The organism is Puerhibacterium sp. TATVAM-FAB25, from assembly GCF_046535855.1.
Taxonomy (GTDB): Bacteria; Actinomycetota; Actinomycetes; order Actinomycetales; family Cellulomonadaceae; genus Puerhibacterium; species Puerhibacterium variabilis_A.
Window position 1 is genome coordinate 62,057 of the sequence record NZ_JAXUAK010000006.1, and the last position, 18,920, is coordinate 80,976.

The window sequence follows — 18,920 nt, forward strand, 5'->3', positions numbered from 1 at the left end:
TCGCAGAACGGAGGGCACCCCATGGAGGGTCCCGAGATCCAGTTCGCCGAGGCCGTCATCGACAACGGCCGCTTCGGCACCCGCACCGTCCGCTTCGAGACGGGCCGCCTCGCCCGCCAGGCCGCCGGCTCCGTCGCCGCGTACCTGGACGGCGAGACCATGCTCCTGTCGGCCACCACGGCCGGCAAGCAGCCCAAGGACCAGTTCGACTTCTTCCCGCTGACGGTGGACGTCGAGGAGCGCATGTACGCCGCGGGCCGCATCCCCGGCTCGTTCTTCCGCCGCGAGGGCCGCCCCTCGACCGAGGCGATCCTCGCGTGCCGCCTCATCGACCGCCCGCTGCGCCCGCTGTTCGTCAAGGGCCTGCGCAACGAGGTCCAGGTCGTCGTGTCCGTCCTGGCCATCCACCCGGACGACGCCTACGACGTGCTCGCGATCAACGCCGCGTCGCTGTCCACGCAGATCTCCGGCCTGCCGTTCTCCGGCCCGGTCGCCGGCGTGCGCGTGGCCCTCATCGACGGCCAGTGGGTGGCGTTCCCCAAGTACTCCGACAAGGAGCGCGCGGTCTTCGAGATGGTCGTGGCCGGGCGTGTGGTCACGGCCGACGACGGCAGCACCGACGTGGCCATCGCGATGATCGAGGCCGAGGCCACGGACGACGCGTGGAAGCTCATCAAGTCCGAGGGCGCCCAGGCCCCCACGGAGGAGGTCGTCGCCGAGGGCATCGAGGCCGCCAAGCCGTTCCTGCGTGCCCTGTGCGAGGCGCAGTCGGCCCTCGCCGAGCAGGCCGCCAAGGAGGTCCAGGACTTCCCGCTGTTCCCGGACTACCAGGACGACGCCTTCGCCGCCGTCGAGGGCGCCGTCGCCGCCCCGCTGCGCGAGGCCCTGGCGATCGCGGACAAGCAGGCCCGCGAGAACCGCCTCGACGAGATCAAGGCGCAGATGCTGGGCGAGCTCCAGGCCGGCTTCGACGGCCGCGAGAAGGAGCTGTCCGCCGCCTACCGCTCGCTGCAGAAGAAGCTCGTGCGCCAGCGCGTGCTCACCGACGGCGTGCGCATCGACGGCCGCGGCCTGCGCGACATCCGCACGCTCTCGGCCGAGGTCGAGGTCATCCCGCGCGTGCACGGCTCGGCGCTGTTCGAGCGCGGCGAGACCCAGATCCTGGGTGTCACCACGCTCAACATGCTGCGCATGGAGCAGCAGATCGACTCCCTGGGGCCGGTCACGCGCAAGCGCTACATGCACAACTACAACTTCCCGCCGTTCTCCACCGGCGAGACGGGCCGCGTCGGCTCGCCGAAGCGCCGCGAGATCGGCCACGGCGCCCTGGCCGAGCGCGCGCTCGTGCCGGTGCTGCCGGACCGCGAGGAGTTCCCCTACGCGATCCGCCAGGTGTCCGAGGCGCTCGGCTCCAACGGCTCGACGTCGATGGGCTCCGTCTGCGCCTCGACGCTGTCGCTGCTCAACGCCGGCGTGCCGCTCAAGGCGCCGGTCGCGGGCATCGCGATGGGCCTCATCTCCGACACCGTCGACGGTGAGACCCGCTACGCGGCGCTCACCGACATCCTCGGTGCCGAGGACGCCTTCGGTGACATGGACTTCAAGGTCGCCGGCACGCGCGACTTCGTCACCGCCATCCAGCTCGACACCAAGCTGGACGGCATCCCCGCCTCGGTCCTGGCCGGCGCGCTGACCCAGGCCCGCGACGCCCGCCTGACGATCCTCGACGTCATCGCCGAGGCCATCGACACCCCGGACGAGATGTCGCCGAACGCCCCGCGCGTCATCGCCGTCAAGGTGCCCGTGGACAAGATCGGCGAGGTCATCGGGCCCAAGGGCAAGATGATCAACCAGATCCAGGAGGAGACGGGCGCCGACATCACGATCGAGGACGACGGCACCGTCTACATCGGCGCCGTCGACGGCCCCTCGGCCGAGGCCGCGCGGGCCGCGATCAACGCGATCGCGAACCCGCACGTGCCCGAGGTCGGCGAGCGCTTCGTCGGCACCGTCGTCAAGACGACGTCGTTCGGCGCGTTCGTCTCCCTCGCCCCGGGCAAGGACGGTCTGCTGCACATCAGCCAGATCCGCAAGCTCGTGGGCGGCAAGCGCGTCGAGAACGTCGACGACGTGCTGTCCGTGGGCCAGAAGGTCCAGGTGGAGATCGGCGAGATCGACCCCCGCGGCAAGCTCTCGCTCGTCGCGGTGACCGAGGACGACGCGAAGGACGCCGACGCGGCCGACGCGATCGCCACCGAGCCGGCCGACGCCTGAGGCTGACCACCACATGACCTGGCACCTCCCGCTCGTCCCCGCGGGCGAGCCCGGTGCCGAGCTGACCGCCGGGCAGGACGGCGCGACGATCCGTCGCTCCGTCCTGCCCGGCGGCGTCCGCGTGCTCAGCGAGCACATGCCGGGCCTGCGCTCGGCGACCGTGGGCGCCTGGGTCGGCGTCGGCTCCCGGGACGAGACCGACGGGCACCACGGCTCGACGCACTTCCTCGAGCACCTGCTGTTCAAGGGCACCCGGCGCCGCTCGGCGATGGACATCGCCGAGGCCTTCGACGCCGTCGGCGGCGAGGCCAACGCGGCCACCGGCAAGGAGCACACCTGCTACTACGCGCGCGTGCTCGACACCGACCTGCCCATGGCGGTCGACGTCATCGCCGACATGGTGACCTCCGCGCGCCTCGACGAGGCCGAGCTCGAGACCGAGCGCGGCGTCATCCTCGAAGAGCTCGCCATGACCGACGACGACCCGGCGGACGTGGTCCACGAGGAGTTCGCCGCGGCCGTGCTGGGCACCCACCCGCTCGGCCGGCCAATCGGCGGCACCCCCGCGACCATCCGGTCCGTGCCCCGCGACGCCGTGTGGGAGCACTACCGGTGGCACTACCGGCCGGAGACCCTGGTCGTGGCCGCGGCCGGCGGCGTCGACCACGACACCCTGGTCGAGCAGGTGACCGGTGCCCTGCGCGCCGGGGGCTGGGACCTGTCCGAGGCGGTCGTCCCGCGCGAGCGGCGCCCCGAGGAGGTGGCCGACGACGAGGCCGCCGCGATCCCGGGCGAGGGCGTCGAGCTCTCCGTGCGCCGCCAGGTGGAGCAGGCGAACGTCATCGTCGGGTCCACGGGCCTGTCCGTCACCGACGACCGCCGCTTCGCCCTGAGCGTCCTGAGCGCCGTGCTCGGCGGCGGGATGAGCTCGCGGCTGTTCCAGGAGGTCCGCGAGCGGCGCGGCCTGGCCTACTCCACCTACTCCTTCGCGTCCGGCCACGGCGGCGTCGGCACGTTCGGCCTCTACGCCGGCTGCGCGCCGGCCAAGGTCGACGTCGTCACCGAGCTGCTGCACGCGGAGCTGGACCGCCTCGCCGACGGCGGCATCACCGACGCCGAGCTCGAGCGCTCGGTGGGGCAGCTGCAGGGCGGCCTCGTGCTCGGGCTCGAGGACTCCGGCTCGCGCATGTCCCGCCTCGGCAAGGCCGAGCTCGTCTTCGGCGAGCTGCTCAGCCTGGCCGAGTCCCTCGAGCGCATCCGCGCCGTCACCGCCGAGGACGTCCGTGAGCTCGCGGCCGAGCTGGCCGCGCGGCCGCGCTCGGTGGTGCGCGTGGGCCCGTTCGGCGACTGACCACCCACCCCAGGAGGACCACGTGACCGAGCCTGACCGCGCGCCGCACCCCGAGCCGGGCCGCGCGCCGCTGCGGGTGGCCGTGCTCGGCGCCGCCGGGCGCATGGGCGCCACCACGTGCGCCGCCGTCGAGGCGGCCGGCGACCTCGAGCTCGTCGCCCGGGTGACCCGGGACGACGACGTCGCCACCGCGGTGCGCGACGCCGGCGCGCAGGTGGCCGTCGACTTCACCGTGCCGGGGGCCACCGAGGCCAACGTGCACGCCCTGCTCGACGCCGGCGTGCACGCCGTCGTCGGCGCCACCGGCTGGACGGACGCCTCGCGCGCCCGCGTGGCCGAGCACCTGGCGCAGGCGAACGCCGGCCGCGCCGACGACGCGGGCCTCGGCGTCGTCATCGCGCCGAACTTCGGCCTCTCGGCCGTGCTCGCCATGCGCTTCGCGGCCCAGGCCGCGAGGTACTTCGAGTCCGCCGAGATCGTCGAGCTGCACCACCCCGACAAGGTGGACGCGCCGTCCGGCACGGCCCGGCACACGGCGGCGGCCATCGCCGCGGCGCGCGCCGACGCCGGCCTGGGGCCGGTGCCGGACGCCACGACGTCCGGGCACGAGGCCCGCGGGGCCGACGTCGACGGGGTGCGCGTGCACGCGGTGCGGCTGCGCGGCCTCGTCGCCCACGAGGAGGTGCTGCTGGGCAACCCCGGCGAGCAGCTCGTGATCCGCCAGGACTCGTTCGACCGCGTCTCGTTCATGCCCGGCGTGCTGCTCGCCGTGCGCTCCGTGGTCGCGCGGCCGGGACTCACGGTGGGGCTCGAGCACCTGCTGGACCTCGGATGACCGGACCGGGGCCGGGCGGACCGGGGCCGGACGGACCGGGCGCCGGGCGCGGCGGGCGCCCCGCCGGGCGCCGCCGCGTCCCCACGGCGCTCGTCGGCGCCGCGGCCGTCACGCTGCTGCTCGCGCTGTACGCGTGGCAGGTGGCCGGGCGGGGCGTCGCGATGATGCGCACCGGGCAGCCGGTGCTCGTGGCCATCGGCCTCGGCGTGCTGATCATCCCGCTGCTCGTGCTCGGCCTCATCGCCGTCGAGTACCGGCTCGCCGCGCGCGTGCAGCGGATGGCGGACACCCTGGCGGCCGCGGGGCAGCTGCCCGTCGACGACCTGCCGCGCTCCCCGGGCGGCCGCATCGACCGCTCCGCCGCCGACGCCGCGTTCGGCCCCTACCGCGAGGCCGTCGAGCGGGAGCCGGGGAGCTGGCGGGCCTGGTACCGCCTCGCGTTCGCCTACGACGCCGCGGGCGACCGCAGGCGCGCCCGGGCGGCGCTGCGCAAGGCGTCCGGGCTGTACCGCGACTGAGCGGGCGGGCCCGGCGGCGGGGCGCCGCTCAGGCAGGATCCGCGGCGTCCCGCGCCGTCGAGGCCTGCGCGGTCGACCCCTGCACCGCTCCACCGGCGTCGAGCACCGCCGTGACCTCGGCCGCGGTACCGCCGTGCGTCGGCACCCAGGTGCGCCACGTGAGCACGATCCCGACGGCGAGCAGCGCCGTCGTGAGCCAGAACGGGTAGGTGCGGTCGATGCCCGAGAGCACGCCGGAGATCCAGCCGAAGGGCGCGGCCGCCAGCATGACGACGGTGCGCTGCAGCGCCATGAGGCGCGAGCGCTCCGCGGCGTCCACGTGCAGCGCCACCAGCGACTCCGAGAGCATGAACATCATGCCGCCGCCGAACGCGTCCAGGAGCAGGCAGACGCCCAGGAACGCGTACGTGCCCGCGGTGGCCGACCCCTCGGCCGCCGGGATCACCGCCAGCAGGAGCTGGCCCAGCAGGTAGACGCCGAACCCCCACAGGGTGGGCCGCTTGAGGTCCACCGCCGTCGTCAGGCGAGGGATGAGGGTGAAGAACAGCAGCACGGAGAGCAGCGAGCGGACCATGGGGAAGATCGGCAGGACGGCGTCGGGCACGTGCAGGTGCTGGCTGACCAGCAGCTGCCAGAACGTGGCGTTGACCAGCGTCACCGCAGCCACGAGCGCCATGATGCCGAGCGAGAGCAGCGAGCCGCGCGAGCGCAGGAGCATGCCGGCCACTCCGCGGTAGCCGGACAGCAGCGACCACAGGCTCTGGCCCCGGGTGGCGGCGATGCGCAAGGCGCCCTGCCGGGTCTCGTGCGACCAGGCGTACAGCCAGACGACCTTCGCGGCCATGACCACCGCGGCGTTGACGAACAGGATGCGCACGGCCACCTCGAGGCCGAGCTGCGCGACGAGCACCGCGGCGACGGGGGCGAACAGCGCCGAGCAGTCCCCGGCCACCTTGACCAGCGAGTAGATCCGGGTGAGCTGGCCGCGCTCGGCGTCCTCGACCATGAGGGCGTCCCAGGAGTTCTGCGTCACCTGCAGGGCACCGTTGACCACGGACGCGGCGAGGAAGAACCAGAAGTCCTGCGCGAGCGCCCACAGCGCGCACGGGATCACCCAGGCGATCACGTCGAACCACGCGGTGGTGGGCCGGCGCCCGAGGCGGTCGGTGATGATCCCGCCGGCGAGGCCGAACCCCACCTGGGCGACCATGCCGACGGTGGCGACCAGACCGATCTGGGCGTCGTGCACGCCGAGGGTCAGCATGTACACCGACAGGTAGGGCAGCACCAGGGCCATCGACAGGCCCCAGAGCGGCTCCGTCCACACGCAGGCGCGCGGGTTGCCGCGCAGGCGCACGAGGGTGCGCCAGAGGGAGTCGTGGGCCACCGGCCAAGTCAACCAGAGCGGTGGCCCCGTCCGGCGGAGCCGGGCCTCAGAGGAGTGCGGACCACCGGCGCTCGACGACGCTGCGCACGCCGTCCTCGTCCATGCCGACGGCCAGGGCGCGCTCCGTGCCGTCGGGGCCGAGCCCGGCCTCGCCCAGGAAGCGCTCGCGGCCGTCGTCGCCCTCGAGCACCCAGGTGACCATCTCGTCCGCGCCGTCGGCGCGCAGCCGGTCCACGGCGGCGGCCAGCAGGCGCGACCCGTGCCCGCCCCGGCGGTGCTCGGGGTCGACCTCCAGGGCCAGCAGGGTCCCGGGGGCGACCGCGGCGAAGCCGACGACGGCAGGCCCGGCCAGCGCCACCAGGACCGCGAACCCGGGGCCCGGGGGAGCGGTGACGGCGTCCCGCCAGCGCCGGCGCACGGCGTCGGCGTCCACGAGGTCCACGACGGCGTCACCCAGCGCGCGGGCTCCTCGCCAGGCCGCGAGCTGCACCCGCGTGACGGCGTCCTCGTCGCCGGGGACGGCGGGGCGCACGGAGACGTCGGCGGTCGCGCCGTCGGAGGAGCTGAACAGGGTCACGCCGCCAACCTAGCGCCGGTCCGGACGACCTAGCCCCAGCCGAGCGCCCGCAGGCCCGCCGCCGTCGCCGCTGCCAGCACCACGACGAGCACGAACGGAGCCCGCAGCGCCAGCGCCACCGCCGCCACGGCGAGCGCCGGGAGCCGCGCGTCGACCGTCAGGCCCTGCCCGTCGCCCACGGTCTGGGTGACCACCAGCGACGCGAGCAGCGCGACGGTCACCAGCGAGGTGAGCCGTGCGACCCGCGGATCGGCCAGCCAGTGCTCCGGCACCAGGTGCCCGGCGATCTTCAGTGCCAGGCACGCCAAGGACGCCAGCACCACCGTCGCCCACAGGACGCCCGTCGTCATGCCTCCCCCTCTCGCGTCAGCACCTGCTGCACGCCCGTGGCCTCGCCCGGACCGGCGCGCCGCCCGGCCCACAGCCCGACGACGATCGCGGAGGCCGCCGCGGCCAGCACCGGCACCCCCGGCGGTACCACGGGGACGAGCGCGGCCGAGAGGACGACGGCCACCGCCGCGACCACCTGCGCCGTGCGGGACGCTAGGCGCGGCCACACCAGGCCGAGGAACGCGGCGGCGGCCGCGGCGTCGAGCCCCCACCGGCGTGGGTCGCCGAGCGCGTCGCCGGCCAGGGCGCCCGCGAGCGTGAACGCGTTCCACAGGACGAAGACGCCGAGGCCGGCCGTCCAGAACCCCACCCGGGCGGCCTGACGATCGCGCTGGGCGACGCTGACGGCCGTCGACTCGTCGATGGTCACGTGGGCGGCCGCGAGGCGCAGTGGCCCGCGGGAGCCCAGCAGCGGCGAGACCACCGCCCCGTACAGCGTGTTGCGCGTCCCGAGCAGCGCCGACGTCGCCACGGCGGCCAGCGGGGAGCCGCCGGCCGCGACCACGCCGACGAGCGCGAACTGCGAGCCGCCGGAGAACATCAGCAGGCTGAGCACCATGGTGGGGAGCACGCCGATGCCCGCCGCGACGGACAGCGCGCCGAACGAGACGCCGTACAGGCCGGTGGCCACCGCGACCGAGACACCCTGGCGGGTCGCCGCCCGGACGGCCGGGGAGGGGGTGGTGCGGGTCATCCGGCCACTGCACCACAGCCCTCGGCCGCGGCGCACGCACGTCTCAGCATGCCGGCCGCTCCCGGCGTCACAGGGCCACGTACACCGTCTCCAGGTACTCCTCGAGGCCGGCCTCCCCGCCCTCGCGGCCCAGGCCGGACTGCTTGAGCCCGCCGAACGGGGCGCTGGCGTCGGACACCAGGCCGCGGTTGATGCCGATCATCCCGGCCTCGATCTCCTCGGACAGCCGCACGGCCCGGTCCAGCGACGTCGTGTACGCGTAGGCCGCCAGCCCGTACTCGGTGTCGTTGGCCAGCTCGATCGCCTCGTCGTCGTCGCCGAACGCCACGATCGGCGCGACCGGCCCGAAGACCTCCTCGGTGACGACGCGGGCGTCCCGGTCGACGCCGGCCAGCACCGTGGGCCGGTAGAAGTAGCCCTTGCGGCCGGGCCGCTCGCCGCCGGTGAGCACCTGGGCGCCGTGGTCGGCGGCGTCCGCGACCAGCTCGTCGACCTTGTCGACGGCCTTCGGCTCGATGAGCGGGCCGAGGTCGACGCCGTCCTCGGCGCCGTGGCCCAGGCGCAGCGCCTCGAAGCGGTCGGACAGGCGACGGGAGAACTCGCGGGCCACGGACTCGTGCACGACGAACCGATTGGCCGCGACGCAGGACTGGCCGGCGTTGCGCAGCTTGGCCACCATCGCGCCCTCGACGGCGGCGTCGAGGTCGGCGTCGGCCATGACCACGAACGGCGCGTTGCCGCCGAGCTCCATCGACGCCTTGAGCACCTGACCGGCGGCCTGCTCCAGCAGGGTGCGCCCGACGGCGGTCGAGCCGGTGAACGACACCTTGCGCAGCCGGGGGTCCGCCAGCAGGGGAGAGGTCACGTCGGCCGCCCGCGCGGTGGGCACCACGTTGACCACGCCGGCGGGCAGCCCCCGGTCCTCCAGCTCGGACCGGATCACCTCGGCCACCAGCATCGTCGTCATCGGCGTCAGGTGCGCGGGCTTGATCACCACGGGGCAGCCGGCCGCGAGCGCCGGGCCGATCTTGCGCGTGGCCATCGCGATGGGGAAGTTCCACGGCGTGATGAGCAGCGCCGGGCCCACCGGGCGGCGGTGGACCAGCTGCCGGTTGCCGCCCGCGGGGGCCGTGCGGGCCAGCCCGTCGAAGCGGACGGCCTGCTCGGCGTACCAGCGCAGGAAGTCGGCGCCGTAGAGCACCTCCGCGCGGGCCTCGGTGCGGGTCTTGCCGCACTCGGCGGTGATGAGCGCGGCGATGTCGTCGGCGCGGGCGACGAGCCGCTCGTAGACCGCGCGCAACAGCTCGGAGCGCTCGCGCGGCGCGGTGGCGCGCCAGGCCGGAGCGGCCTGCGCCGCCGCGGCGAGCGCGCGGCGGCCGTCCTCCGGGGTGGCGTCGGCGACGTCGAAGAGCACCTCCTCGGTGGCCGGGTCGACCACCTCGAACGTGCGGCCCCCCGTGGCCGGCCCCCAGTGGCCGTCCACGAGCATCCCGGTCGGCAGGTGAGAGACGAGGGCGGGGGAGAGCGTCGGCGCAGTCATGGTCCGAGCATGCCCCGCGTGCTGCACGCTCGAAAGCCCGCAGCCGGTACGGTGGTGCCATGGCACTCCCCTCCACCCCGGCGCGTCCGTTCGGCGCGGTCCTCACCGCGATGATCACCCCGATGACGGCGGGCGGAGAGGTGGACCTCGAGGCGGCGCAGCGGCTGGCCGCGTGGCTCGTGGACCACGGCAACGACGGCCTCGTGCTCAACGGCACGACGGGCGAGGCGCCCACCACGCACGCGCCGGAGAAGGCCGCGCTGGTGCGAGCCGTCGTCGAGGCGGTCGGCGACCGCGCCGCCGTGCTGGCCGGTGCCGGCTCCAACGACACCGCGCACGCGGCCCGCATGGCCGAGCAGGCCGCCGAGGCCGGCGCCGACGGGCTGCTCGTCGTCGCGCCCTACTACTCCCGGCCCTCCCAGGAGGGCGTGGCCCGGCACGTCGAGACCGTCGCGGACGCCGGCGGCCTGCCGGTGATGCTCTACGACGTGCCCGGCCGCACCGGCGTGCGCATCGCGGCCGAGACCTACGAGCGCCTGGCGCGCCACCCGCGGGTCGTGGCGACGAAGGACGCCAGCGGCGACGTCGCCGCGGCGGCCGGGCTCGCCGCGCGCACGGGCCTGGCCTGGTACTCGGGCGACGACGGGCTGCTGCTGCCGTTCCTCGCGCACGGCGGCGCCGGCGTCGTGTCCGTGGCCGCCCACGCCGTGCCCGACGCCTTCGCCCAGGCGGTCGCCGCCTGGGACGCCGGCGACCACGCCCGGGCCCTCGAGGCCTTCCGCACCACGCTGCCCGCGATCGCCGCCCTCAACGGCGCCGGCTTCCAGGCCGTGATGGCCAAGGCCGCCGTCGAGGCCCTCGGCGTCGTGCCCGGCCGCGCCGTGCGCCTGCCGCTCGTCGCGGCGTCCGACGACGAGGCCGCCGCCGTGCGCGCGGGCCTCGTCGAGGCCGGCGTCCTCGCCGGCGCCCCCGTGAACTGACCCTGTACCCCCTGGCCATGGAGACCGTGTGAGCCACCCCCACCCTGAGCTGACCCCGCCCCCCGCGCTGCCCGCCGGAGGCCTGAGGATCGTCGCCCTCGGCGGCCTCGGCGAGGTCGGCCGCAACATGGCCGTCCTCGAGCACGAGGGCCGGCTGCTCGTCATCGACTGCGGCGTGCTGTTCCCGGAGGAGCACCAGCCGGGCGTCGACCTCATCCTCCCGGACTTCGACTACATCGCCGACCGCCTCGACGACATCGAGGCGATCGTGCTGACGCACGGGCACGAGGACCACATCGGCGCGGTCCCGTACCTGCTGCGCCTGCGGCGGGACATCCCGCTGGTGGGCTCGCAGCTGACGCTCGCGTTCGTCGAGGCGAAGCTCAAGGAGCACCGCATCACCCCGGTCACCCTCGCGGTGAAGGAGGGGCAGGTCGAGCGGCTCGGCGTCTTCGAGTGCGAGTTCGTCGCCGTCAACCACTCCATCCCGGACGCGCTCGCCGTGGCCGTCACCACGAAGGCCGGCACGGTGCTGCACACCGGCGACTTCAAGATGGACCAGCTGCCGCTGGACGGGCGCATCACCGACCTGCGCGCCTTCGCCCGGCTGGGGGAGAAGGGCGTCGACCTGTTCATGGTCGACTCCACCAACGCCGAGGTGCCCGGCTTCGTCACGCCCGAGGTCGAGATCGGCCCCGTGCTGGACAACGTCTTCGCCCAGGCCGAGAAGCGCATCATCGTCGCGTCGTTCTCCTCGCACGTGCACCGCGTGCAGCAGGTCCTCAACGCCGCGCACAACCACGGCCGCAAGGTCGCGCTCGTCGGCCGCTCGATGGTGCGCAACATGGCGATCGCCGCCGACCTGGGCTACTTGCAGGTGCCCGCCGGCGTGCTGATCGACCTCAAGCGCGCCCAGGACCTGCCGGACGACCGGATCGTCTACATGTCCACCGGGTCGCAGGGCGAGCCCATGGCGGCGCTGTCGCGCATGGCCAACGGCGACCACCAGGTGCGCGTCGGCGCCGGCGACACGGTGATCCTCGCGTCGTCGCTCATCCCGGGCAACGAGAACTCGGTCTTCCGCGTCATCAACGGCCTGACCCGCCTCGGCGCGCGCGTCGTGCACTCGGGCAACGCCAAGGTGCACGTGTCCGGCCACGCGAGCGCCGGCGAGCTCCTGTACTGCTACAACGTGCTCAAGCCGCGCAACGTCATGCCGGTGCACGGCGAGGTGCGCCACCTCGTGGCGAACGGCGCGCTCGCGGTGCGCACGGGCGTGCCGGCCGACCGCGTCGTGCTGGCCGAGGACGGCGTGGTCGTCGACCTGGTCGACGGCAGGGCGTCCGTCGTCGGCGCGGTGCCGTGCGGGTACGTGTACGTGGACGGCTCGTCGGTCGGCGAGATCACCGACGCCGAGCTCAAGGACCGCCGCGTGCTCGGTGAGGAGGGCTTCGTCTCCGTCTTCGCCGTGGTGGACTCCGCCACCGGCAAGGTGCTCGCGGGCCCGCAGATCCTGGCCCGCGGCATGGCCGAGGGTGACGCCGTCTTCGACCAGGTGCTGCCCGACGTCGTCAAGGCGCTCGAGGACGCGATCGCCGGGGGCGCGACCGACACCTACCAGCTGCAGCAGGTGATGCGCCGCGTCATCGGCCAGTGGGTCAGCCGCCGCCTGCGGCGCCGGCCGATGATCGTCCCGGTGGTCGTCGAGGCCTGAGACGAGCGCCGCGGCGGGCTGGACGGCCCGACCCGACCCTCACCGCGGGGCCGGTCCTCCTCCGAGGAGGGCCGGCCCCGCGCCGCGCAGGGCGGCCTCGTAGCGGGCCGCGCGCGCGGCGTCGTCGCCGGGCGTCAGCCCGGCCAGCTCCAGGCTCACCAGGCCGTGCACGAGCCCCCACAGCGCGAGCGCGGCGTCGTGCGCCCGCGCGTCGAGGGCGCCGTGGACGGCGCCGTGGACGGCTCCGTCGGCGGGGCCGCCGGACGGGCCGACGGCGGGGCCGTCGGCGCCCGTGCCCCCGTCGTGCCCCGCGGCCGCGAGGACGCGGGCGACGGCGTCGCGCAGCACCCGGAACGTGGCGTGCTCGGTCGCGGGCCCCGTCTGCCCGGCGGGTGCGACGGCGCGCTCGAACATCACGCGGTAGAAGTGCGGGCCGGCGAGCGCGCTGTCCCGGTACGCCAGGCCCAGCGCCAGCAGGTCGGCGCGCGGGTCCGCGGTGCGCGGCACCGCGGCCAGGCGGTGCCCGAACCGCCGGAAGCCCTCCGCGCTCACCGCGCCGACGAGCGCCTCGCGGGACCCGAACAGCGCGTACACCGCCGACGCGCTCGTCCCCGCGGCGGCGGCCACGCCGCGCACGGTGACGGCACCCTCGCCCGCGGCGGCGATCGCCTCGGAGGCCACCTCCAGCAGCCGGGACCGCAGGGTGTCGTCGTGCACGCGGGGACGGGCCATGCCCGCAGCCTAGACGCTTGACCAGAGTTCCGTAACGGTGTTCCATAACAGTGTTACGAAACATCGGCGCACCACGCGGAGGAGTCGTCATGCTCGAGCTGACCGAGGCCGCCCGGACCACCGCGGGCGTCGTGCTCCTGACCGTGGTGGCCATCGAGTCCGGCGGCGTGTTCCTGCTGCGGGTGGTCGGCGGCGCGGTCCCCACCACCGAGTTCCAGAAGTCCTTCTACCGGGCCGGCCACGCCCACGCCGGGGTGCTGGTGACGCTGGGCCTGGTGTGCGTGCTGCTCGCCGAGGCGACCGACCTCGGCGGCTTCGCCCGGTGGCTCGCGGCGACGGGGGTGCTGGTCGGCGCGGTCCTGCTGCCGGCCGGCTTCTTCTTCTCCGCGATGGGGCGCGGGCGCACCCGGCCCGGCCGGGCCGCCGTGCTCTTCCCGCTGGGCGGGCTGGCGGTCGCCGCCGGCGTCGTCACGCTCGGCGCGGGGCTGCTGCGCGGCTGACCCGGCGCCCGGGCCGGACCTGCTCAGCCGCCCGGCGCCCCGCGGCGGGCGCGCAGGTGGCGCACCTGCCGGGCGTGCTCGCCGGCGACCCAGGCGTCGGCGAGCCGCGGGTCGGCGACGGCCGGGCCGCCGGCCGCCTCCCGCTCGAGGGCGTCGAGGTAGGCCCGGTCGGCGGCCACGAGGTCGGCGATCGCGCCCCGTCCGCGGACCACGGGGCCGTGGCCGGGCACGAGGACCTCGACGCCGTGCTCGGCGGCGGCCGCCGCGAGCCGGTCCAGGGCCGCGCGGTGGTCGCCCACGGGGTCGGGCGGCGCGGGCCGGGCCTCGCCGTCGTGGCCGACGTCCAGCAGGGGCACCTCGCGCGGCGACAGCATGTCGCCGGCCAGCAGCACCCCGCGCACCACCAGGGCGAGGTGGCCGGGCGCGTGCGCGTCGTGGACGACGACGGCGCACCCGCCCGGCGCCGGCGCTGGCAGCTCGCGCGCCTCGGCGGGCAGCGGCGTGAGGCCGCCGAACACCTCCGGGTCGAGGGCCGGGTCCACCTCGGCGGCGTCGCGCCAGGCCCGCTGCCGGTCGGCGGCGAGCGTGGCGACCGCGGCGGGGGCGGCGAAGCGGGGCGCCGTCCCGAGCGCGCGGTGCCACAGCACGTGGTCCCAGTGCGGGTGGGTGCTGGCGCCGGCGACGACGCGCCCGCCGCGCGCCGTGACCGCCGCGGCCAGCCCCGCGAGCTCCGCGGCGGTCACGCCGGGGTCCACGACGAGCACGTCGCCGAGCACGTTCCCGGGCACGTTCCGGGGCGCGTTCCCGGGCGCGTCTCCGCCGCCGGGCACCGGGGCGACGACGACGGCGTTGGACGCCCACACCTGCGACGTCGCGACGTGCACCCCCGGCGCGACCTCGACGAGCGGGCGCGCGGGGACCGGCGGGGGCGCGGGTACGCCGGGCGGCGGGACAGGGAAGCCCGCGGGCGGGGCCGCCGGCTCGTCGGGGCGGGGCACCCGACGATCGTGCCACCGCGGCACGCGCGCCCGCGCCACCGCCGCGACGGACGTCACACCGGCCGCCCGGGCCGCGCGCCTCCCGGGCGGTGCCGGGCCGGGTGACTACGGTGGGAGGATCATGGCCACCCGTCCCCAGCGCGCCGCCTCGAGCGGCACCTCGAGCGGCACCTCGAGCGGCACCTCGAGCGGCACAGCCCGCGGCGGCTCCCGCACGTCCGGGCGCACCCCGACGCGCGTCGCCCCGGCACGCACGGCGCACCGTGCGCAGGCGACCGCCGCGCGGCCCGCCCGCACGGCGAGCCGCGCCACGGGGACGAAGGCGCCCGCCCGGTCGTCCGCCGCCTCGGCCAAGGGGCGCGGCACCGGCCGGCCGCCGGCCCGGCGTCAGGGGCACTCCTGGCCGGTGCGCGCCGTCCGCGGCCTGTGGCTGGGCGTGGCGCACGGCGTCGGGGGCGCCATCCGCACGATCTTCAGAGGAGCGAGAGACCTGGAACCCGAGCACCGTCGTGACGGCGTCGCCTTCTTCCTCGTCGCGCTGGCGATCGTCGTCGCCGCGCGCGAGTGGTGGGGGATCCCCGGCGTCTTCGGGACCGTCGTGCACGCCGTCGTCGCCGGGACCGTCGGCCTGGCCGGCGTCGCCGTCCCCGTCCTGCTGCTGTGGCTCGGCGTGCGGATCATGCGGCACCCCGAGCGCGAGCAGGCCAACTCCCGCGTCGCGATCGGCGTGACCCTGCTGGTCATGAGCGTGTGCGCGCTCGTGGCCATCGCCGAGGACCTGCCCAGCCCGCGCGACGGGTTCGCCCGGGTCCAGGATGCCGGCGGCATCGTGGGCTACCTCGTCGCCACGCCGGTGGTCACCGGCGTGACCGCCTGGGGGGCCGTGCCGCTGTTCCTGCTCCTGGGCTTCTTCGGCCTGCTCGTGGTCACGGCCACGCCCGTGCACCGGGTGCCCGACCGCCTGCGCGCCGGCTACGACCGGCTCACCGGCAACCACCACCCCGAGCCGTCGGACGACGACACGCTGCAGCTCGCCGAGGGCTTCTCCCGCCACGACGGCACCGACGAGGCGCCGCGCAAGCGCCGGCGCAAGACGAAGGCCGAGAAGGAGGCCGAGCGCGCGGCGCTCGCCCGGCCCGACGGCGGGTTCTCCGGCGACGAGGCGTTCGAGACCGCCGCCGAGGTGGAGAAGCCGGGCGCGCCCGGCCGCTCCGGGCGCGCCCGCAAGACCGCGCCGGTGCCGTCCCCGCCGACGGAGGCCGTGCCGGCCGCCCCTGCCGCCCCCGTCCCGGCGGCCTCGGAGCTCGAGGGCGCCGACCCCGAGACGGCGCCCGCCGCGTCGTCGCGCGACCTCGCGCCGACGCCGCCGCCCGCGCCGTCGGGCCGGCCCGTGCAGCCCATGCTCGAGGGCGACACGGTCTACCTCATGCCCGAGGAGGACCTGCTCGTCAAGGGCGCCCCGCACAAGACCCGCTCGGCGGCCAACGACCGCGTCGTCGAGGCGCTCACCGGGGTGTTCGAGCAGTTCGAGGTCGACGCCAAGGTCACGGGCTTCACCCGCGGCCCGACCGTCACCCGCTACGAGGTCGAGGTCGGCGCCAAGACCAAGGTCGAGAAGATCACCAACCTCTCGAACAACATCGCGTACGCGGTGGCCAGCGCGGACGTGCGCATCCTGTCGCCGATCCCGGGCAAGTCCGCGATCGGCATCGAGATCCCGAACAGCGACCGCGAGACGGTCGTGCTGGGCGACGTCCTGCGCTCCTCGGCGGCCCGGCGCACCGAGCACCCGATGGTCGTGGGCATCGGCAAGGACGTCGAGGGCGGCTACGTGGTGGCCAACCTGGCGAAGATGCCGCACATCCTCGTCGCCGGCGCCACCGGCGCGGGCAAGTCGAGCTTCATCAACTCGATGATCGTCTCGATCATGATGCGGGCGACGCCCGAGCAGGTCCGGATGATCCTGGTGGACCCCAAGCGCGTCGAGCTGACGATCTACGAGGGCATCCCGCACCTCATCACGCCGATCATCACCAACCCCAAGAAGGCCGCCGAGGCCCTCGACTGGGTGGTGCGGGAGATGGACGCCCGCTACGACGACCTGGCGGCGTTCGGGTTCAAGCACGTCGACGACTTCAACGCCGCGGTGCGGGCCGGCAAGGTCAAGCCGCTGCCGGGCTCGGAGCGCAAGATCGCGCCGTACCCGTACCTGCTCGTGGTCGTCGACGAGCTCGCCGACCTCATGATGGTGGCGCCGCGCGACGTCGAGGCGTCCATCCAGCGCATCACCCAGCTCGCGCGCGCCGCCGGCATCCACCTGGTGCTGGCCACGCAGCGCCCGTCGGTCGACGTCGTCACCGGCCTGATCAAGGCGAACGTGCCCTCGCGCCTGGCGTTCGCGACGTCGTCGCTCGCCGACTCCCGCGTCGTGCTCGACCAGCCCGGCGCGGAGAAGCTCATCGGCCAGGGTGACGCGCTGTTCCTGCCGATGGGCGCGGCCAAGCCGATGCGCGTCCAGGGCGCCTGGGTCAGCGAGTCGGAGGTGCACCAGGTCGTCGAGCACGTCAAGGAGCAGCTCAAGCCGGTCTACCGCGAGGACGTCACCGCGCCGGCGGCGGCGAAGAAGCAGGTCGACGACGACATCGGCGACGACCTCGACCTGCTGCTGCAGGCCGCCGAGCTCGTGGTCACCACGCAGTTCGGCTCGACGTCGATGCTGCAGCGCAAGCTGCGCGTCGGCTTCGCCAAGGCCGGCCGGCTCATGGACCTGCTGGAGTCGCGCGAGATCGTCGGTCCGTCCGAGGGCTCCAAGGCCCGCGAGGTGCTCGTCCAGCCGGACGACCTGCCCGCGGCGCTCGCGCTCATCCGCGGCGAGACCCCGCCGCCGGCCGAGCAGGACGACGCGGTCGCGGCCGGCGGCGGCGCCCACGACTACTCCGACGGCGTGGACGGCCACCTGCCGCCCGTGGCGAAGGACTACCACGACGGGGCCGACGAGGCCGAGAGCTGGCGCTGACCGCAGGCCCGGTGGCTCAGGACCGCGGCACCACGACCGGTCCCGGGCCGCTCGGCGCCGGCGGCGCGGTGCGCTCCGGGGCGGCCGGTCCGACGGCGGTCCGGACGCGGTCGTGCCGCACGCGCAGCTCGTCCGGTCCGAGCGTGCCGGCGGCCGACCCGTCGCCGCCGCTGAGGACCCGCAGCCGGTGGCCCGCCTCGCGGTCGACGGTGGTGGCCGCCCAGCCCACGGCCGCCACCTGCGGGGCCTGCGCGCCCTGCCAGCGGAGGTCCGCGACGAGCAGCACGCCGTCGGAGGTGGCGGCGGCGCAGCAGGCGTCGTCCTGGTTCGACAGGTGGTTGCCCAGGCCGTAGGCCACCCACATGCCGGTCCCGCCCGGGCCGCCGGGCAGCCGTTCGACCGGCTGCGGCACGTGGGCGTGGTGGCCGATCACCAGGTCGACCTGGCCGGACTCCGCGAGGGCGGTGGCCACCCGGCGCTGGGCCGCGGTCGGCTCCGCCGTGTACTCGGTCCCGGCGTGCACGCTGACGACGACGACGTCCGCGCCGTCCGCGCGGGCGTCGCGGGCGGCGGCCACGAGCGCGTCGACGTCGAGCTGCTGGACGGCCCACGGGGCGTCGGCGGGCGGCGTGAACCCGTTGAGCTGCTCGGTGGCCGACAGGTGGGCCACCCGCACCGTCCGGCCGCCGCGCTGCAGGTCGTAGCGCTGCACGGCCGCCGCCTCCGCGGCGTCACGTGCCGTGCCCGCGTGCCCCAGGCCTGCGGCGTCGAACGCGTCGAGCGTAGCCACCACGCCGGCCAGGCCACGGTCGAGCGTGTGGTTGGACGCGGTCGAGCAGCCGTCCCAGCCCTGCTCGGCGAGGTCGCGGACGATCTCGCCCGGCGCGCCGAACACCGGGTAGCCGGACGGCGCCTCGCCCGGGGGCGCCAGCGGCACCTCCAGGTGGCACAGCGCCAGGTCGGCCCCGCCCACCCACGCGTCGGTGCCGGCGAGCAGGGGGGAGTAGTCGGTGCCCGCCGCCGTGGTCGCCGAGTCGTTGACCGGCCCGTGCAGCAGCACGTCCCCGGCCGCCAGCAGGGTCAGCACCTGTGCGGGCGCGGGCGCCGGCGGCACCTGCCGCTGCGCCGCCACGGCCGCGGGCACGGTGACCGGTGTCGGCGGCTCCGCCGTCTCGGCGCGCCAGCGGCCGAGGCCCGCGCCGGCGGCCACGCCGAGGCCGGCGGCGACGGCGAGCACGGCGACCGCGGCGACCGTCCGGCGTCGTCGCCGGGCCACGGCGCGGCGCCGTCGCCAGCCGCCCTCGGGGGAGCTCATGGCGCCACCGTAGGGCCGGCGGGCCTGTTCCGGGGACGTGCTCCGGCGCCGCGTCGCGGACGCTTCCGTGCGGCGCGTCCGATTTCACCCTCTAGGCTG

General features: G+C 75.7%; 16 protein-coding genes. 8 read left to right on the forward strand and 8 right to left on the reverse strand.

Annotation, left to right across the window (positions count from 1 at the left end; translation table 11 throughout):
- The first annotated feature begins 21 nt into the window (after window positions 1-21).
- From U5M74_RS07835 to U5M74_RS07850, 4 genes are all read left to right on the forward strand, one after another.
- Complete coding sequence (locus U5M74_RS07835; protein ID WP_410907792.1) at window positions 22-2,274, forward strand: polyribonucleotide nucleotidyltransferase; 2,253 nt, start codon at window positions 22-24, stop codon at window positions 2,272-2,274.
- A 13-nt stretch (window positions 2,275-2,287) separates the two neighbouring features.
- Window positions 2,288-3,625 carry a M16 family metallopeptidase gene (locus U5M74_RS07840; RefSeq protein WP_410907794.1) on the forward strand — a complete coding sequence of 446 codons (1,338 nt, stop codon included), beginning with the start codon at window positions 2,288-2,290 and terminating at the stop codon, window positions 3,623-3,625.
- A 103-nt stretch (window positions 3,626-3,728) separates the two neighbouring features.
- A complete protein-coding gene (dapB, locus tag U5M74_RS07845; RefSeq protein ID WP_410907986.1) occupies window positions 3,729-4,460 on the forward strand; it encodes a 4-hydroxy-tetrahydrodipicolinate reductase in 732 nt (243 codons plus the stop codon).
- Complete coding sequence (locus U5M74_RS07850; RefSeq protein WP_410907796.1) at window positions 4,457-4,978, forward strand: tetratricopeptide repeat protein; 522 nt, start codon at window positions 4,457-4,459, stop codon at window positions 4,976-4,978. Before dapB ends, U5M74_RS07850 begins: the two co-directional genes overlap by 4 nt.
- 28 nt (window positions 4,979-5,006) lie before the next feature.
- Here U5M74_RS07850 and U5M74_RS07855 read toward each other — a convergent pair whose 3' ends face one another.
- The 5 genes from U5M74_RS07855 to U5M74_RS07875 form a co-directional block, all read right to left on the reverse strand.
- A complete protein-coding gene (locus U5M74_RS07855) occupies window positions 5,007-6,365 on the reverse strand; it encodes an MFS transporter (RefSeq protein ID WP_410907798.1) in 1,359 nt (452 codons plus the stop codon).
- Between the two features lie 46 nt (window positions 6,366-6,411).
- The gene (locus tag U5M74_RS07860) at window positions 6,412-6,942 is read right to left on the reverse strand and encodes a GNAT family N-acetyltransferase (RefSeq protein WP_410907800.1); all 531 of its coding nucleotides are present in this window, start codon (window positions 6,940-6,942) and stop codon (window positions 6,412-6,414) included.
- A gap of 29 nt (window positions 6,943-6,971) precedes the next feature.
- Window positions 6,972-7,292, reverse strand: coding sequence for an AzlD domain-containing protein (locus U5M74_RS07865; RefSeq protein ID WP_410907802.1), 321 nt, complete (start codon window positions 7,290-7,292; stop codon window positions 6,972-6,974).
- A complete protein-coding gene (locus U5M74_RS07870; protein WP_410907805.1) occupies window positions 7,289-8,026 on the reverse strand; it encodes an AzlC family ABC transporter permease in 738 nt (245 codons plus the stop codon). Before U5M74_RS07870 ends, U5M74_RS07865 begins: the two co-directional genes overlap by 4 nt.
- Window positions 8,027-8,093: 67 nt before the next feature.
- Window positions 8,094-9,566 (reverse strand): NAD-dependent succinate-semialdehyde dehydrogenase, encoded by a 1,473-nt coding sequence (locus U5M74_RS07875; RefSeq protein ID WP_410907807.1) that lies wholly within the window; start codon window positions 9,564-9,566, stop codon window positions 8,094-8,096.
- Between the two features lie 59 nt (window positions 9,567-9,625).
- On the opposite strand from U5M74_RS07875, the gene dapA reads away from it, so the two are divergent.
- Window positions 9,626-10,546 (forward strand): 4-hydroxy-tetrahydrodipicolinate synthase, encoded by a 921-nt coding sequence (dapA, locus tag U5M74_RS07880; protein WP_410907809.1) that lies wholly within the window; start codon window positions 9,626-9,628, stop codon window positions 10,544-10,546.
- Window positions 10,547-10,574: 28 nt separating this feature from the next.
- A complete protein-coding gene (locus U5M74_RS07885; RefSeq protein ID WP_410907811.1) occupies window positions 10,575-12,260 on the forward strand; it encodes a ribonuclease J in 1,686 nt (561 codons plus the stop codon).
- 39 nt (window positions 12,261-12,299) lie between these two features.
- On the opposite strand, the gene U5M74_RS07890 is transcribed toward U5M74_RS07885, so the two are convergent.
- On the reverse strand, window positions 12,300-12,992 hold the full coding sequence (locus tag U5M74_RS07890) for a TetR-like C-terminal domain-containing protein (protein ID WP_410907813.1): 693 nt from the start codon (window positions 12,990-12,992) through the stop codon (window positions 12,300-12,302).
- Window positions 12,993-13,081: 89 nt separating this feature from the next.
- On the opposite strand from U5M74_RS07890, the gene U5M74_RS07895 reads away from it, so the two are divergent.
- Window positions 13,082-13,492: a hypothetical protein gene (locus U5M74_RS07895; protein ID WP_410907815.1), complete on the forward strand. Its 411-nt coding sequence runs from the start codon at window positions 13,082-13,084 to the stop codon at window positions 13,490-13,492.
- Between the two features lie 23 nt (window positions 13,493-13,515).
- Here U5M74_RS07895 and U5M74_RS07900 read toward each other — a convergent pair whose 3' ends face one another.
- The gene (locus U5M74_RS07900; protein WP_410907817.1) at window positions 13,516-14,490 is read right to left on the reverse strand and encodes an MBL fold metallo-hydrolase; all 975 of its coding nucleotides are present in this window, start codon (window positions 14,488-14,490) and stop codon (window positions 13,516-13,518) included.
- Between the two features lie 121 nt (window positions 14,491-14,611).
- Between U5M74_RS07900 and U5M74_RS07905 the strand changes: the two genes are divergently transcribed.
- Window positions 14,612-17,506 carry a DNA translocase FtsK 4TM domain-containing protein gene (locus tag U5M74_RS07905; protein ID WP_410907819.1) on the forward strand — a complete coding sequence of 965 codons (2,895 nt, stop codon included), beginning with the start codon at window positions 14,612-14,614 and terminating at the stop codon, window positions 17,504-17,506.
- 16 nt (window positions 17,507-17,522) lie between these two features.
- Here U5M74_RS07905 and U5M74_RS07910 read toward each other — a convergent pair whose 3' ends face one another.
- Window positions 17,523-18,821 carry a CapA family protein gene (locus U5M74_RS07910; protein ID WP_410907821.1) on the reverse strand — a complete coding sequence of 433 codons (1,299 nt, stop codon included), beginning with the start codon at window positions 18,819-18,821 and terminating at the stop codon, window positions 17,523-17,525.
- Between the last annotated feature and the right edge of the window lie 99 nt (window positions 18,822-18,920).